The sequence below is a fragment of the Stenotrophomonas sp. Sm6012 genome (genome assembly GCF_030985895.1).
Classification (GTDB): Bacteria; Pseudomonadota; Gammaproteobacteria; order Xanthomonadales; family Xanthomonadaceae; genus Stenotrophomonas; species Stenotrophomonas forensis.
Map to the genome: position 1 here is coordinate 1 of NZ_JAPTFX010000111.1, position 16,024 is coordinate 16,024.

Annotated in this window: 15 protein-coding genes; 12 read left to right on the top strand and 3 right to left on the bottom strand. The window is 67.6% G+C overall.

All coding sequences use genetic code 11. The annotated features are described in order from the left end of the window. Window positions 1-58 precede the first annotated feature (58 nt). Entirely contained in the window at window positions 59-694 is a 636-nt protein-coding gene (locus tag O0J73_RS16510) for a LysE family transporter (protein ID WP_308309163.1), read from the bottom strand. Window positions 695-832: 138 nt separating this feature from the next. On the opposite strand from O0J73_RS16510, the gene O0J73_RS16515 reads away from it, so the two are divergent. Together O0J73_RS16515 and O0J73_RS16520 are read left to right on the top strand one after the other, a co-directional pair. After that, a complete protein-coding gene (locus O0J73_RS16515) occupies window positions 833-1,738 on the top strand; it encodes a LysR family transcriptional regulator ArgP (protein WP_006424060.1) in 906 nt (301 codons plus the stop codon). Between the two features lie 91 nt (window positions 1,739-1,829). Continuing rightward, window positions 1,830-2,276 carry a GNAT family N-acetyltransferase gene (locus tag O0J73_RS16520; protein WP_006424059.1) on the top strand — a complete coding sequence of 149 codons (447 nt, stop codon included), beginning with the start codon at window positions 1,830-1,832 and terminating at the stop codon, window positions 2,274-2,276. 62 nt (window positions 2,277-2,338) lie between these two features. On the opposite strand, the gene O0J73_RS16525 is transcribed toward O0J73_RS16520, so the two are convergent. After that, window positions 2,339-2,827, bottom strand: a complete 489-nt coding sequence (locus tag O0J73_RS16525) for a hypothetical protein (RefSeq protein ID WP_006424058.1) — start codon at window positions 2,825-2,827, stop codon at window positions 2,339-2,341. Beyond that, the gene (locus O0J73_RS16530) at window positions 2,812-3,930 is read right to left on the bottom strand and encodes a PAAR domain-containing protein (protein WP_308309164.1); all 1,119 of its coding nucleotides are present in this window, start codon (window positions 3,928-3,930) and stop codon (window positions 2,812-2,814) included. Before O0J73_RS16530 ends, O0J73_RS16525 begins: the two co-directional genes overlap by 16 nt. Before the next feature lie 221 nt (window positions 3,931-4,151). On the opposite strand from O0J73_RS16530, the gene mqo reads away from it, so the two are divergent. The 10 genes from mqo (at window position 4,152) to O0J73_RS16580 (ending at window position 15,961) form a co-directional block, all read left to right on the top strand. Next, complete coding sequence (mqo, locus tag O0J73_RS16535; RefSeq protein WP_308309165.1) at window positions 4,152-5,846, top strand: malate dehydrogenase (quinone); 1,695 nt, start codon at window positions 4,152-4,154, stop codon at window positions 5,844-5,846. A gap of 264 nt (window positions 5,847-6,110) precedes the next feature. Next, window positions 6,111-8,300, top strand: a complete 2,190-nt coding sequence (locus tag O0J73_RS16540; protein WP_197564682.1) for a TonB-dependent siderophore receptor — start codon at window positions 6,111-6,113, stop codon at window positions 8,298-8,300. 197 nt (window positions 8,301-8,497) lie between these two features. Next, a complete protein-coding gene (gene mdcA / locus O0J73_RS16545) occupies window positions 8,498-10,141 on the top strand; it encodes a malonate decarboxylase subunit alpha (RefSeq protein WP_308309166.1) in 1,644 nt (547 codons plus the stop codon). Window positions 10,142-10,151: 10 nt separating this feature from the next. Then, window positions 10,152-10,472 carry a malonate decarboxylase acyl carrier protein gene (gene mdcC, locus O0J73_RS16550; RefSeq protein WP_049458935.1) on the top strand — a complete coding sequence of 107 codons (321 nt, stop codon included), beginning with the start codon at window positions 10,152-10,154 and terminating at the stop codon, window positions 10,470-10,472. Next, window positions 10,469-11,377 carry a biotin-independent malonate decarboxylase subunit beta gene (locus O0J73_RS16555; RefSeq protein ID WP_308309167.1) on the top strand — a complete coding sequence of 303 codons (909 nt, stop codon included), beginning with the start codon at window positions 10,469-10,471 and terminating at the stop codon, window positions 11,375-11,377. The genes mdcC and O0J73_RS16555 overlap by 4 nt, the downstream gene beginning before the upstream one ends. 2 nt (window positions 11,378-11,379) lie before the next feature. Further along, window positions 11,380-12,084, top strand: a complete 705-nt coding sequence (gene mdcE / locus O0J73_RS16560; RefSeq protein ID WP_197563494.1) for a biotin-independent malonate decarboxylase subunit gamma — start codon at window positions 11,380-11,382, stop codon at window positions 12,082-12,084. Beyond that, a complete protein-coding gene (mdcG, locus tag O0J73_RS16565) occupies window positions 12,077-12,718 on the top strand; it encodes a malonate decarboxylase holo-[acyl-carrier-protein] synthase (protein WP_197563464.1) in 642 nt (213 codons plus the stop codon). The genes mdcE and mdcG overlap by 8 nt, the downstream gene beginning before the upstream one ends. Then, window positions 12,715-13,572, top strand: a complete 858-nt coding sequence (gene mdcB, locus O0J73_RS16570; protein WP_006424030.1) for a triphosphoribosyl-dephospho-CoA synthase MdcB — start codon at window positions 12,715-12,717, stop codon at window positions 13,570-13,572. The genes mdcG and mdcB overlap by 4 nt, the downstream gene beginning before the upstream one ends. Continuing rightward, window positions 13,569-14,489, top strand: a complete 921-nt coding sequence (mdcH, locus tag O0J73_RS16575) for a malonate decarboxylase subunit epsilon (RefSeq protein WP_308309168.1) — start codon at window positions 13,569-13,571, stop codon at window positions 14,487-14,489. Before mdcB ends, mdcH begins: the two co-directional genes overlap by 4 nt. Before the next feature lie 104 nt (window positions 14,490-14,593). After that, on the top strand, window positions 14,594-15,961 hold the full coding sequence (locus tag O0J73_RS16580) for an SLC13 family permease (RefSeq protein ID WP_006424027.1): 1,368 nt from the start codon (window positions 14,594-14,596) through the stop codon (window positions 15,959-15,961). Window positions 15,962-16,024: the final 63 nt, after the last annotated feature.

Sequence of the window (16,024 nt, forward strand, 5' to 3'; positions counted from 1 at the left end):
TCTTTACCACTACCTTGGAGAGAGAGTCAGGACGTGGGTTCGGGGGGCGTGCGCCGGGTCAATGGACCCCGCGCACCGCCAACGTGAGGGCCAGGATGCTGAGGATCACGGCGATGGTGCCATCCAGCACGCGCCAGGTACTGGGCTTGGTGAACAGCGGCGCAAGCAGGCGCGCGCCCAGGCCCTGTGCGGTCAACCACATGCAGCTGGCGGTGACCACGCCGGCGGCGAACGCCATGCGGGCATTGCCGAAGTTCTCGGCAATCGAGCCGATCACCATCATGTCCAGCCAGAAATGCGGGTTGATCAGCGAGAAACCGACCGCGGCCATCAGTACGGCACGGCGGCTGCCGTCATCGCTGTCAGCCTCGCCCATGCCGCCGCCACCGGCAATCGCACGGCGCGCCGACTTCATCGCATACCAGGCCAGGAATGCCACGCCGGTCCACAGCACGGCGGTGGTCAGCCACGGCAGCGCCGAGGTAAGCGTGCGCAGGCCGGCCACGCTGGCGAAGATGAAGATGGCATCGATGGCCGCGCAGGTGGCGACCACCGGCACGATGTGCTTGCGCAGGATGCCCTGGCGCAGAATGAAGGCGCTCTGGGCCCCGACCACGGCGAACAGGCCGATGCCGGTAGCTGCACCAGAGAACCAGGCACCGAGGCCGGTGCTGGCGGAGATGACCGAGAACATGGGATGGACTGCCTTGTATTGCTTGGGGGGACGGTGCCTCGCGAAGGCGGACAGCACCGGAACGGGCGCCATTGTCGCGCCGCAACATGAAAAAGACGAGCTAAACTTCCTAAACCAACATTAGCGGAACTTAATTCGATGCGTATCGACCATGCCCAGCTTCGCGCCCTGGCCGCGGTGATCCGCGAAGGCAGCTTCGACCGCGCCGCACAGTCGCTGAATGTCACCCCTTCGGCCATCTCGCAGCGGGTCAAGGCGCTGGAGGACCGGGTCGGTCGCCTGCTGGTCAAGCGCGGCACTCCGGCCACCGCCACCGCCGAGGGCCAGGTGCTGGTGCAGCTGGCCGAGCAGACCGCCCTGCTCGAACACGACGCGCTGCACCGGATGGGCCTGGCCGACGAGGACCTGCCCCAGGCCAGCATTCCGGTGGCGGTGAACCACGACAGCCTGGAGACCTGGTTCCCGCAGGCCGCCTCGCAGTTCGCGCAGAGCACCGGCACCACCCTGGACCTGCGCGTGGAGGACCAGGACCACACCGTGGAACTGCTGCGCCAGGGCACCGTGCTGGGCGCGGTGACCACCCTGGACGAGCCGGTGCAGGGCTGCCAGATCCACGCGCTGGGCAGCATCCGCTACGCCGCGACCTGCACCCCGGAGTTCCGCGAGCGCCACTTCGCCAAGGGCGTGACCGCGCAGGCACTGGCGCAGGCGCCGGTGCTGGTGTTCAACCGCAAGGATGAGATGCAGTCGCGCTTTGCCCGGCGCATGGCCGGCGACGACCTGCCGAGCACCGCGCCGACCTGGTGGATTCCCTCCACCCGCGCCTTCGTGCAGGCCAACCTGGGCGGCATGGGCTGGACCATGAACCCGCTGCCGCTGGTCAAGCGGCACCTGGACGCCGGCCGCCTGGTCTACGTGCGGCAGCGCGCGTGGGAAGACGTGCCGCTGTACTGGCAGCACTGGAAGGGTGACGTGCAGACCATGGCGCTGCTGACCCGCGCGGTGCTGGACGCGTCCTCGGCGCTGATCCGGCGCAAGCGCTGAGCGGCGCTCCATGCAATCTCCACGCGTCCTCCACACCGGGTCCATGCGCGATGCGGATACTGGCGGGCCGTTCATTGCAAGGATGCCCCGCATGCCCCTCTCCGTGCGCGATGCCCGCCCCGACGATGCCGCCGTCTGCATCGACCTGCGCGGGCGTACCCGCGAGAACGCCTTCAGTGCCGCGCAACTGGCGGAGCTGGGCATCACCGCGGAAAGCTGGGCGGCCGGCATCGCCCACGGCGAATCGATCGGTCGCATCGCCTGGGAAGGCAAGCGCATGGTGGGCTACTGCTTCGCCGACCGCGCCAGCGGCGAGGTGCTGGTGCTGGCGCTGCTGCCGGACTACGAGGGCCGTGGCATCGGCCGCCAGCTGCTGCAGGAGGTGGTCAGCCTGACCCGCGATGCCGGCCACCAACGCTTGTTCCTGGCCTGCACGGCCGATCCGCGCTCACGCTCGCATGGCTTCTACCGCCGCCTGGGCTGGCGCCCCACCGGTGAGCTCGATGAGGCCGGTGACGAGATCCTGGAACTGCGCTGAAGCAGGGCATGGCCGGATGATCGGGCCGCATTGACCCGGCGCCGCATCGCTGGGCGCGGCAATCAGTCTGCGTCGAGCACGCGCAGCTGCGCCTGCACCACCTGCGCTTCGGTACTGCCTGCACCGGGCGTCAGGTTCACCGAAAGCTGCAGGGTCACATCCATTGGGCGCAACGCGAACCGGGTCAGTTCCTGCGGCTTGATCGGAAAACCAATGCGCAGGGACTGGCCCGCACGCAGCTCCTGCATCTGATCCCGCAGTGCAGCGGCGGCCATGCCACTGCGCAGGGCGGTCGTCTTCCCGGAGTGGTTGTCCTTCACCTTCACCGACGGGCCACGACTGCGGATGTACTCCAGCGGCAATGACACCGGCTCACTGCCGCTGTTGCGCAGCTCCAGCTCGACATTGAGCGTCTGCCCACGGAAACGGCACTGGGCATCGTCCACGCAGCGCGCATGAAGTTCGATCACGGGAGGCAGCTCCTTGCTGTGGGCCGGCAGCGCGGTGGCGGCGGCAAAAGTGGCGATCAGTGAAATCACTTGACGGTGCATGTTATCTCCCGGCCGATCTGGCGGCTCAGCAGCTCGCGTATCTCGCGCGCGATGTTCCAGGCATGTCGCGGCAGGGTCACGGCGCAGTCGACCGAATTCATGATGGTGGCTGCCGGGTCGGACAGCGCGCGCGAATCGGGAACGGCAACCAGCACCTCCGGATCGAGGGTACCGTCGGGCTGGAGGTAGCGCACGGTTTCCTCGTCCGGGTCATTGTAGGAATACTCATCCGGCACGCCCAGCGTATGGGCGAACTCGTGGGCGAAGGTCCACGGCGTTGTTGATACCGAGACGTCGATATCCGGAAACTCGACCTGCTCGCGGTCGTAGCTGCGGTGGATGATCAGTTTGTAGTCGCTGCCGCCCTGCACCCAGCGCACTTCGTAGCGGAGCGGGAAACTGCGGGTACCGCACTGCGGGTCGTGTATGTCCAGGGTGAAGCGGCCATTCCAGAACTGATCGATTCCCTGCTCCATGCGTGCCCGCGCCGCAGTCACTTCGGCCGCGGTGACCCCGGCCTGTGGCATCGGCTGCACCTTGATCGACACCACCACCTCGCCCTGCGCATGCAGCGGGATTTCGATGCGGTAGCTGACCGGGAAGGCGTAATCGTGCTTGTCACCGTTGACGTCGTACGCCTCGTAATAGCGTCCATCCACATCGCGATCGATCCGGGTATCGTGATCGTCCACCCAGCACTGCGGCGGCGCCGGCTCTTCCGGCGCGGGCGTGCCGGGCGGTGCGAACGGCGGCGTCTGCAACGGCATCGTCTTCAGCAGCGGTGCCACGATGCCCGCCACCTTGGCCAGCGCACCCAGCGTGGCCTGCCCACCACCACCCCCACCACCGGCGGCGACATGCGCCCGCTGCTGCTTGCCCGCTATCAGCGCGCAGCCGCAGCTGGCCTTGTCGCCGTCGCGGGCGACCGGCTGGCCGTCAATGACCAGGGTGCTGTCACCGGTCACGATCGAGCCGGGCCCGTGCCGGGCGCACATCACCCGATCGCCGACGCGTGCCACGGCGCGGCCTTCGATATCGGTGTGCGGGGAACCTGTCAGTACCGAACCGCCCGTCTGCAGGGCGTCACCTACCACGATCAGCATCCGTGACATCGTTGCGCGGCCACTCCATGGCCAGTAGTCGTTGCGAATCAGCCAGCAATCGTACCGCAGCGCGCACGCCAACAGGATGATGCATTGCACAAAAACCGGACCGGTTCCGGTTAGAATCGTCTCCAGGATGCCGCAAGGCGTTGTTTCTTCACGCCCTTTCCCTGCCCCATGCGCATCCTGAACTCCTCCCCTCCGCCAACGATCCCGCCCCCATGAAGAAATTTGGCAAGGCCCTGCTCGCCCTGCTCGTGCTGCTGTTGCTGGCCGCCGCGCTGTTCCTGTACTGGCCGCTGACCCAGCGTTCGGTGCCCGCCGCCAGCAACGACAAGCCCGTCGACGTTGTGCTGGTCGGCGCCGGCATCATGAGCATCACCCTGGCCACCTACCTGCAGGAACTGCAGCCGGACTGGAACATCCAGGTCTACGAACGCCTCGACGGCGTCGCCGGTGAAAGCTCCGATGGCTGGAACAACGCCGGTACCGGCCATTCGGCGTTCGCCGAACTGAACTACACCCCGGAACTGCCCGATGGCAGCATCGAGACCAAGCGCGCGGTCGGCATCGCTGAATCGTTCGAGGTCTCGCGCCAGTTCTGGTCGCACCAGGTCAAGGAAGGCCGGCTGAGCCAGCCCAGCGACTTCATCAACCCGACCCCGCACATGAGCTTCGTCTGGGGCGATGACAACATCGCCTACCTGCACAAGCGCCAGCAGGCCCTGGTGAAGAACCCGCTGTTCTACGGCATGCAGTACTCCGAAGATCCCAGGCAGATCCAGCAGTGGGCACCGCTGCTGATGGAAGGCCGTGATCCGAAGCAGAAGGTGGCCGCGACCTGGATGCCGCTCGGCACTGACGTCAACTTCGGCGTGATCACCCGCCAGCTGACCACCGGCCTGCAGCGCAGCCCGAACTTCAGCCTGCACCTGAACCACGAAGTGAGCGCGCTGCGGCAGAACGCCGACAAGAGCTGGAACGTGACGGTGAAGGACCTCAAGGCCGGCACCGAGGCCACCACCCACGCCCGCTTCGTGTTCATCGGTGCCGGCGGCGCCGCGCTGAAGCTGCTGCAGATGTCGGGCATCCCAGAGTCGAAGGACTACGCCGGCTTCCCGGTCGGCGGCCAGTTCCTCGCTTTCCAGGGCCAGGACGTGACCTCGCGCCATGGCGTGAAGGCCTACGGCATGGCCGAAACCGGTTCGCCGCCGATGTCGGTGCCGCACCTGGATGCGCGCAAGCTGGACGGCAAGCCGGTGGTGCTGTTCGGGCCGTTCGCGCTGTACAGCACCAAGTTCCTCAAGCACGGCTCGTGGTGGGACCTGTACTCCTCGGTCACCCACAACAACGTCGGCCCGATGCTGGAAGTGGGCAAGGACAACCTGGACCTGGTGCAGTACCTGATGGGCCAGGCACGCCTGAACGATGCCGACCGCCAGGCCGAGCTGGTCAAGTACTTCCCCAACGCCAAGCCGGGCGACTGGAAGCTGGTCACCGCCGGCCAGCGCGTGCAGATCATCAAGCGTGACCCGCTGAAGGGCCCGGTGCTGCAGTTCGGTACCGAGATCGTGACCGACAAGGACCACACTCTTGCCGCCCTGCTCGGCGCCTCGCCGGGTGCCTCGACCTCGCCGCCGATCATGCTGGACCTGATGGCCAAGGCCTTCCCGGAGCAGATGAAGGCCGGTTGGGAAGCGCGCCTGCGCGAGATCGTGCCGTCGTACGGGCGCAAGCTCAACGACAGCGCCGCGCTGACCAACGAGATCCGCACGCTGACCAGCCAGGCCCTGCACCTGCCGTACCTGGAGGTGCCGGTCGATGCCAATGCCGCAGCGCCGGCACCGGCAGCGGTTCCGGCACCGGCACCGGCCAAGGAAAAGCGCAACGCCAACGAGGAACTGCAGGCGCTGTAAGCCCGCAGCATCCCCTGTAGTACATGGACGGACGGCCACCTTCGGGTGGCCGTTCGCGTTTGCGCGGAGGGGACCTGCCCGCTGCCACGCGCCCGAATGACCCTGCGCAGCGATGCGAATTGTAATGTTGTTAAGAATTATTTACATTTGCGCACTGCGCAGTGACCGCGCCGCTCCCAGATGGACCTGACGTGCCCGAAGCCGCCGCCCCGGGTGCTGGACGACTGTTGCCGCCCTTCCCCGCCTCCACGTTTCGAGCCCACCATGTCCCAGATCCGTATCCCCCTTCCGCGCCGCGCGCTGCTGCCGGCTGCCCTGCTGCCATCCCTCACCCTGCTGGCCTCTCCCCTGCTCGCCGCGACCGTTGCCGATGCCTCCGATGCCAAGACCCTGGACCGGGTCAGCGTCCGCGCCGAACAATCCGCACCGCCGTCCAGCTCGACCCGCCTGCCGATCACCCTGCAGGAAACCCCGCAGTCGGCCACCGCGATCAGCCTGCAGCGCCTGCAGGACGAATCGCTGTTCAGCATCAACGACGTGATGCGTACCGTGCCCGGCGTCAGCGTGTCCTTCTATGACACCCAGCGCCCGCTCTACTACGCGCGCGGCTTTGCCATCACCGATTTCCAGGTCGACGGCATTCCCACCTACAGCGGTTCCACCAATCAGGAATACGACACCGCCTTCTACGACCGCATTGAAGTGATCCGCGGCGCCAACGGGCTGCTCAGCGGTGCGGGCGTGCCGTCGGCCACGGTCAACCTGCTGCGCAAGCGTCCGGGCAAGGAGTTCGACGCATCGTTCTCGGTCAGTGCCGGCAGCTGGGACTACCGCCGCATGCAGGCCGACGTGACCGCGCCGCTCACCGATGATGGCCGCTTCCGCAGCCGGGTAGTCGCCGCCTACACCGATCGCGGGCTGTACTACGACCGCTATGACGAAACCAAGATGGCGGGCATGGCGGTGCTGGAAGGCGATGTCACCGACAGCACCACCCTCACCCTGGGTTACCAGAGCCAGGACAACAACCCGACCGGCTCGACCTGGGGCACCGTCGCGTTCTTCGACAACCAGGGCAACTTCGCCCATCTCGCGCGCTCGACCAACCTGTCGCCGAAGTGGAGCTACTGGAAGCGCGAGAGCAATACCGCCTTTGCCAACCTGGAACAGCGCTTCGGCGAGGACTGGCTGCTGAAGATCAACACCGCCTACACCCGTGGCAACGTGCAGAACGTGCGCCTGTACGGCACCGGCTACCCGGACCCGAATTCCGGCACGGGCATCTACCTGCGCGCCGCCGCAGGCGATTCAAAGGATACGCGCCGCAACGTCGATGCCTACCTGACCGGCACCTTCCCGCTGTTCGGCCGCGACCATGACCTGACCGTGGGTGCACAATGGTCCGACCTGGAAGGCACCACCAATACCGTGGCGCTGAATTTCCCGGGCGACTGGGCGACCTGCGGCCGTGAGCGCTGCTACTACATCCCCAACGTGTTCAACTGGGACGGCGACATTTCCGAAGTGACCTACAGCCGCACCGGCGCGCGCCGCGTGGCCAAGACCACGCAGAGCGGCGTCTACCTGGCCGCCCGCCTGCGCCTGGCCGATCCGCTGTCGCTGATTGCCGGTGCGCGCCTGAGCCGCTGGCAGACCCTCAGCCGCTCGTACAACGCGGCCGGCGCCTACACCGGTACCAGCGGCGCCTACAAGGTGAGCGATGAGGTCACCCCGTACGTGGGCCTGGTCTACGAGATCACCCCGAACGTCTCGGCGTATGCCAGCTACACCGAGATCTTCAACCCGCAGAACTACAAGGACCGCAACGAGAACCTGCTGGCGCCGGTGCAGGGCTCGAACCTGGAAGCGGGCATCAAGACGCAGTGGTTCGATGGCCGCCTGACCGCCAATGCCGCGGTGTTCGAGGCCAAGCAGGACAACTACGCGGTGCGTGACATGAGCGTTCCGGAAGGCACGCTGAGCGATGGCAGCTCGGCCTACATCGGCATCAATGGCACCAAGGCGCGCGGCTGGGAAATGGACGTCAACGGCGAAATCCTGCCGGGCTGGACGGTCAACGCCGGCTACACCCACGTCAAGGTGACCCGTGCCGCCACCGACCTGCTGTACGCCAACCCGCCCGAGAACCTGCTGCAACTCAACACCCAGGTGCAGCTGCGTGGCGCACTGGAGCGGCTGAGCATCGGCGGCGGCCTGCAGTGGCAGAGCCGGGTACAGGGCTACAACATCGCCTACCCGCTGGGGGGCACGGTGACGGTGAACCAGCCGGCGTACTCGCTGGTGCAGTTCAATGCCAACTACCGCATCAGCGACAACTGGACCGCGACGCTGAGCGTGCGCAACGCGCTGGACAAGACCTACTGGGCCAACCTGGACTACAACAACTTCGGCGAACCGCGCTTCGTGGCGGCCAGCCTGCGCTGGAAGTTCTAGGCAACCGGAAACGGTAGTGGGGGGCCCCCCCCCGGCCGCCCCCCCGCCCCCCACTACCCCCGATCGATGCGGGTCATCCTCCATCTCAAACTGAATGGGCCCGCCTGCGCGCGGGCCCTTCTTTTTGCTGCACTGCGGGTTGCACACCCCTCCATAATTATGTCGTAATTATCTCAACGCCAATCGGAAGCCGGTCGATGAACCCGAGCTGGGATACGTTGCAACGCAGCCGCCGGGCACGCCTGGAGCGCGCTTCGCGCTGGGCCCGCGGCCATGAGGTCGCGGCCGCCGATATCGGCGAACTGCTGCACGCGCTGCTGGAGCCGGGCGACAAGGTCTGCCTGGAGGGCAACAACCAGAAGCAGGCCGACTTCCTCGCCCAGGCACTTGCCGGCCTCGACCCGGCACGGATTCACGACCTGCACATGGTGCAGTCGGTGCTGTCACTGCCTTCGCACCTGGATGTGTTCGAACGCGGCATCGCCTCCAGGCTGGACTTCTCCTTCTCCGGCCCACAGTCGGTGCGGCTGGCCAACCTGGTGGCCGAGGGGCGCATCCAGATCGGCGCCATCCACACCTACCTGGAACTGTTCGGCCGCTACTTCATCGACCTCACTCCGCGGGTGGCGCTGGTCGCTGCGCAGGCCGCCGACCGGAACGGCAATCTCTACACCGGCCCGAACACCGAAGACACGCCGGTGATCGTCGAGGCCACCGCCTTCGGTGGCGGCATCGTGATCGCCCAGGTCAACGAAATCGTCGACACCCTCCCCCGCGTCGACATCCCTGCCGACTGGGTCAACTTCGTGGTGCAGGCGCCGCGCCCGAATCACATCGAACCGCTGTTCACCCGCGACCCGGCACAGATTTCCGAGATCCAGGTGCTGATGGCGATGATGGCGATCAAGGGCATCTACGCCGAGTACGGCGTCAACCGGCTCAACCATGGCATCGGCTTCGACACGGCCGCCATCGAGCTGCTGCTGCCGACCTACGCCGAATCGCTCGGGCTGAAGGGAAAGATCTGCCAGCACTGGGCCCTCAATCCGCACCCGGCGTTGATTCCGGCGATCGAATCGGGCTTCGTAAAATCGGTGCATTCGTTCGGCTCCGAACTGGGCATGGAGAAGTACATCGCCGCACGAAGCGATGTGTTCTTCACCGGCGCCGATGGCTCCATGCGCTCCAACCGCGCGTTCTCGCAGACCGCCGGCCTGTATGCCTGCGACATGTTCATCGGCTCGACCCTGCAGATCGACCTGCAGGGCAACAGCTCCACGGCCACGCGCGACCGCATCGCCGGCTTCGGCGGTGCACCGAACATGGGGTCGGATGCGCGCGGCCGCCGCCACGCCAGCGACGCCTGGATCAAGGCCGGCCAGCAGGCCGCCCGTCCCGGCGAAATGCCACGCGGGCGCAAGCTGGTGGTGCAGATGGTGGAAACCTTCCGCGAACACATGGCACCGGCCTTCGTCGATCGCCTGGATGCCTGGGACCTGGCCGAGCGCGCCGGCATGCCGCTGCCGCCGGTGATGATCTACGGCGACGATGTCAGCCACGTGCTGACCGAGGAAGGCATCGCCAACCTGCTGCTGTGCCGCACGCCGGAAGAACGCGAACAGGCGATCCGCGGCGTGTCCGGCTATACGGCGGTCGGCCTGGGCCGCGATCGCGCGATGGTCGAGAACCTGCGCGACCGTGGCGTCATCCGCCGCCCGGAAGACCTGGGCATCTCCGTGCGTGATGCCAGCCGCGACCTGCTGGCGGCACGTTCGGTGAAGGATCTGGTGCGCTGGTCCGGCGGTCTGTACGACCCGCCCAAGCGCTTCCGCAACTGGTAAGGGGCTGAGCATGGAAACCCTCGACTATCGATTCGAAGGACGCACCCCGGTGCAGTTCCCGCGCGATGCGGTGCTGGTCGGCGTGTTGGCCTCGGGCAACCTGGAAATCCTGCTGGAGCCGGCAGCACTGGAGGGCGCGATGACGGTGCGCATCGTCACCGCCGCGCAGGGCTTCGGCCGCGTATGGGAGGCGGTGATCGGCGATTTCGCACAGCGCCATCCGCTGCGCGATGTGCGCATCTCGATCAACGACGCCGGCGCCACCCCGGCGGTGGTCAGCCTGCGCCTGGACCAGGCGGTGGAAACCCTGCTGGCCGGAGGCACGCCATGAGCCACGTCCAGCGCCACAGCTACTACGAAGCCGATGCGCGCGAACGCATTGCCGGGCTGGTCGATGCGGGTTCGTTCCGCGAGTTCCTGGGCCCGGCGCGACGGATGATGAGCCCCCATCTGGCACAGCTCGACCAGCCAGCCGCATTCGACGATGGCATCGTCGTCGGCGAAGCCATGCTTCGCGGCAAGCGCGTGCTGCTGGCCGCGCAGCAGGGGGAATTCATGGGGGGCGGCGTGGGCGAAGTGCACGGCGCCAAGCTGACCGGCCTGCTGCGCCGCGCAGCAGCGACCCGTCCCGATGGGGTGTTGCTGCTGCTTGATACCGGCGGCGTACGCCTGCACGAAGCCAATGCCGGCCTGATTGCCATCTCCGAGATCATGCGCGCCACCCTGGATGCACGCGCTGCGGGCGTCCCGGTGGTCGCGCTGATCGGCAGTGGCAACGGCGCGTTCGGTGGCATGGGCATCGTTGCCCGTTGCTGCAGCACGGTGATCATGTCCGAGGAAGGCCGGCTGTCGCTGTCCGGGCCGGAGGTGATCGAAACCGTTCGCGGCGTGGAAGAGTTCGATTCCCGCGACCGCGCGCTGGTCTGGCGGGTGACTGGCGGCAAGCACCGCTACCTGATCGACCAGGCCCAGGCGCTGGTGCCCGATGCCATCGGGGCGTTCGCGCAGGCGGCATTCGATGCGTTGCTGGCGGACACCGCCAGCACCGATGCCGATGCCGCACTGAACGCCCTGCAGGCACGCCATGCCGCATTGAAGGCATGCGTGCAGGCCTGGGGCGGATGCCGCGATGGTCTTGAGATCTGGTCGCTGCTGGGCATCACCGAACCCGAGCGGCTGCCGCTGCTGGACACCGACGACTTCCTCGTCGCCACCGCCGATCGGAGCCTGCCATGAGCCTGCCCCTGCACGCGCTGCTCGATGCCCTGTTTCCGCGTGGCCACGCCGTTGCCGTGGAGGACTCGGTGCTGACCGGAACCGCCAGCACCGACGACGGCGACGTGACCGTGATCGGCACCGCCGACAAGCTCGAGGTGGGCGTGGACCACGCACTGGCACTGGCCGGAACCGTGCTGGCCAGCACCGCCGCGCATCCCCACCGACCGATCGTGATGCTGGTCGACACCGCCGGCCAGCGCCTGGCGCGCCGCGACGAACTGCTCGGCATCAACGGCTGTTTCGCGCACCTGGCGCAGACGCTGGATCTGGCCCGCCGCCGTGGCGCCCGCCTGGTCACCCTGGTCTACGGTGAATCGGTGAGCGGTGGGTTCCTGTCCTTCGGGCTGATGGCCGACCACATCCATGCCCTGCCCGATGCGCAGGTGCGGGTGATGGACCTGCGCGCGATGGCGCGGGTGACCAAGCAGCCGCTGGAGAAACTGCAGGCACTCAGCCAGAGCTCGCCGGTATTCGCGCCGGGCGTGGAGAACTACGTGGCGATGGGCGCGGTGGATTCGATCTGGCGCGGCGACCTGGCCGCACACCTGCTGCAGGCGCTGCGCACGCCCACCGATGGCGACCGCCGCGCCGTGCGGGGGGCCGAACGTGGCGGGCGTCGCCTGGCCGCAGCGGTGGCCACTGCGGTGAGCCAGGGCGATGCCTGAGCGCTTGCCCCGGCATACGCTGGTCTGGCTGTCGGCACACGCAGCCTGGCAGGCGGACATCGCCGCGCATGAGGCGCGCTTGGCCGACTGGCTCGCGCAGGGCCTGCCGGCCATCGTCGCGCGACGTGCCGCCGACGATGCCGATCGCCGGCTGCGCCTGGGCGTGCCGCTGCCGCCGGCCGAGGGCAAACTGCGCCTCGCCCTGCGCGTGCCGGCACGCGATGTACTGCGCACCGCACCGCCACCATCACTTCATACGGTGCTGGAAGGCAGCGTTGCGCGGGACTGGCAACGCCCCCTGCAGGCACTGCACGGCATCGCTGCCGCGCATGTATTCGGTGCCTTCGCGTGGCAGCACCTGACCGGCCTGCACTATGTGCACGCGCGTTCGGACATCGATCTGCTGTGGCGGATCGACACCATCGCACAGGCCGATGCCCTGGTTGCACGGCTGCTGGCCTGGGAAACCCAACACGGCCGCCGGGTCGATGGCGAACTGTGCCTGTCCGGCGATGCCGCCGTGAACTGGCGGGAGTACGCGGGACGCAGCCGCGAAGTGCTGGTCAAGCGCCACGACGGCGCCGCCCTGGAACTGCGCGAGTCCGTGTTCGCCCCCGCCGGGGTGACCGCATGAGCGCCGTCGCGCAGCCGAATATCCGAGCGGCAGCTGCCGCGGACAGCGCGCGCCTGGGGCGCCTGGCCGTCACCAGCCTGCACGCGGAGCTGGCGCTGGCGCCCAAGCCCGGGCTGGTCACGCCATTCGACACCGGCAGCCATCACGACATGGACGCCGGCACATTCCTGCGCAGCCTGTTCGCGCTGCGCCACTATTTCGCTGCCGTGGCCCACCTCGGTGCAGCCGGGGCGGACTTCGATGCCCTGCGCCGGTGTGGCATCGCCGCCGAAGCGGCGATGCTGCGCGCGACCGCCGGCATCAATACCCATCGTGGCGCGATCTTCAGCCTCGGCCTGCTGGTCGCGGCCGCCGCTGCCTGCCGTTCCCGCCTGGGCCATGCCACCAGCGGTGAGCGGGTCTGCCTGGAGGTACGTCGCTGGGCGGGGCACTTCGCACATGCCCCGCTGGATGCAGGCAGCCCAGGCCAACGTGCGCGCGCCCGGCACAGCGTGCCCGGTGTGCGCGAACACGCCGCCGCAGGCTATCCGCTGCTGCGCGAGGTGGCGTTGCCCACCCTGCGCCACGCGCTGGCCAATGGCCTGGCACGCGAAGCCGCGATGTGCCACACGCTGATGCAGCTGGTCGCACACACCGAAGACCTCAACCTGCTGCATCGCGGAGGCGCTGAAGGCCTGCGCTGGGCACGGCAGCAGGCCCACCGTTTCCTGGCCGACGGCGGGGCCTTCGCGCACGATTGGCGGCCGCGCCTGCAACAGATCGCCGATGCCTTCGTCGTGCGCCGCCTGAGTCCCGGCGGCAGCGCCGACCTGCTCGCCTGCAGCGTGTTCCTGTTGCAGCAGGAGGCCGCATGAGCCTGGCGCTGCTCTGTCCCGGACAAGGCGCACAGCATCCGGCGATGTTCGATCGCGTGCGCGGCCTGGCCGCCGCGCGACCGCTGCTCGATGCCACGGGCGAACTGCTGGGCCGCGATGTGTTCGCTGCTGCGGCGGCCGACGACCGTTTCGACAATATGCAGGCGCAGCCCCTGCTGTGCGCAGCCAGCCTGGCGCACTGGCAGGGCCTGCGCGAGGTGTTGCCGACGCCGACGGTGATCGCCGGCTACAGCATCGGCGAGCTCGCCGCGCACGCCATCGCCGGCAGCTTCGACACCACCACCTGCCTGGCACTGTCCGCGCAGCGCGCGCGCCTGATGGACGCCGCCAGCCCTCGCGATGCTGGGCTGCAGGCAGTGCTGGGGCTGGACCGCGATGCCACGCAGCGGTTGTGCGACACGCATGGCGCCTTCATCGCCATCGCCAATGGCCATGACCACTTCATCGTGGGCGGTGCACAGCGGTCGCTGCACGCGCTGGCCGCAGACGCGCAGGCACATGGCGCGGAGATCCGTCCGCTGCCGGTCCACGTGCCCGCACACACGCCGCTGTTGGCCGGTGCGCAGGCACCGTTTGCCGCAGCGCTGCGGGCCGCGCAGGTGCATGCGACGCGGCTGCCCCTGCTGGCCGGCGTCGATGCCCGCCCGGTGCGTGATGGCGCCGCCGTGGTGCACACGCTGTCGGCGCAGCTGGCACAGACCATCGAGTGGGCGCAGGTGATGCGCCAGGCCTTCGAGCGCGGCGCACGGGTGTTCCTGCAGCTGGGCCCGGGCAACGCGCTGGCGCGCATGGTCGCGCCGTCCTATCCGTGCTGCCAGGTACGCGCGGTGGAAGAGTTCCAAAGCCTTGAAGGCGCCGCGGCGTGGGTCCGCAGTGCGCTGGAGCGGCTGCAGTAACGGGTTCGAGCAGTACGTATCACGCAACACGCCGTACGTCGCCTTACCCCGGGATGGCGGGTCTCCATCCGCGCTGTACGCGAGTCACGTGTCTGGGAGGGCGCATGAGTCCACAAATCGCAACGATCATCGGCCTGGTGATCATGTTCATCGTCGCCACGGCAATGCCGATCAACATGGGCGCCGTCGCTTTCGCACTAGCCTTCATCATCGGCGGGCTGTGGGTCGACATGGGAGGCAAGGAAGTCCTGGCCGGCTTTCCAGGCGATCTGTTCCTGACCCTGGTCGGCATCACCTATCTGTTCGCCATCGCGCAGAAGAACGGCACCATCGACCTGCTGGTGCACTGGGCAGTGAAAGCGGTGCGCGGCCATATCGTGGCCATTCCGTGGGTGATGTTCGTGATCACCGCGGTGCTCACCGCATTTGGTGCGCTGGGCCCGGCCGCGGTCGCCATCATCGGCCCGGTCGCCCTGCGCTTTGCCAAGCAGTACAACATCAATCCGCTGATGATGGGCCTGCTGGTCATCCATGGTGCGCAGGCGGGCGGCTTCTCGCCGATCAGCGTGTACGGCAGCATCACCAATGGCGTGGTGCAGAAGGCCGGGCTGGAAGTAACCGAGATGGCGGTGTTCCTGACCAGCCTGGGCTTCAACCTGATGATGGCGACGATCTGCTTCTTCGCCTTCGGTGGCATCGCCCTGCTGCGACGCGGCTCGATCACCGCAGCGGGAACGGTCGGCAATGCCGAGCTGGCGATGGCCGGCGGCCCGCAGGCATCGTCGCGCCAGTTTGCGATCGAAGGCCATGGCGCGCTGGTTGCCGCCGGCGGTGGCACCCTGTCCAATGATCCGGTGGCACTGGATGCGGTGAACCTGACCCGCGAGCGGCTGTTCACCCTGATCGGCCTGCTGGGCCTGGGCGTGGCCGCGCTGATCTACAACCTCAACGTCGGCCTGGTCTCGATCACCGTGGCGGTGGCGTTGGCGCTGCTGTCGCCGCAGAGCCAGAAAGGGGCGGTCGATGGCATCAGCTGGTCCACCGTGCTGCTGATCTGTGGCGTGGTGACCTATATCGGCGTACTGGAACATGCGGGTGCAGTGGACTTCATCGGCAATGGTGTATCCGATATCGGCATCCCGCTGCTCGGAGCACTGCTGGTCTGCTACGTCGGTGGCATCGTCTCCGCATTTGCCTCGTCGGCCGCCGTGCTGGGCGCCACCATTCCGCTGGCGGTGCCGTTCCTGATGCAGGGCCACCTCAGCGCGGCCGGCGTGATCTGTGCGCTGGCGGTGTCATCCACCATCGTCGATGTCAGTCCGTTCTCGACCAACGGCGCACTGGTGGTGGCGTCGGCCGCCAAGGAAGAACGCGAGACCCTGTTCCGCCGCTTCCTGGTCTACAGCGGCCTGGTGGTGGCACTGGGGCCGCTGCTGGCCTGGCTGGTGTTCGTGGTGCCGGGCTGGATGTAACCACCCAACGGTAGTGCCGGCCGCTGGCCGGCAATCTCATGAAGCCATCCCGCAATCATGGGT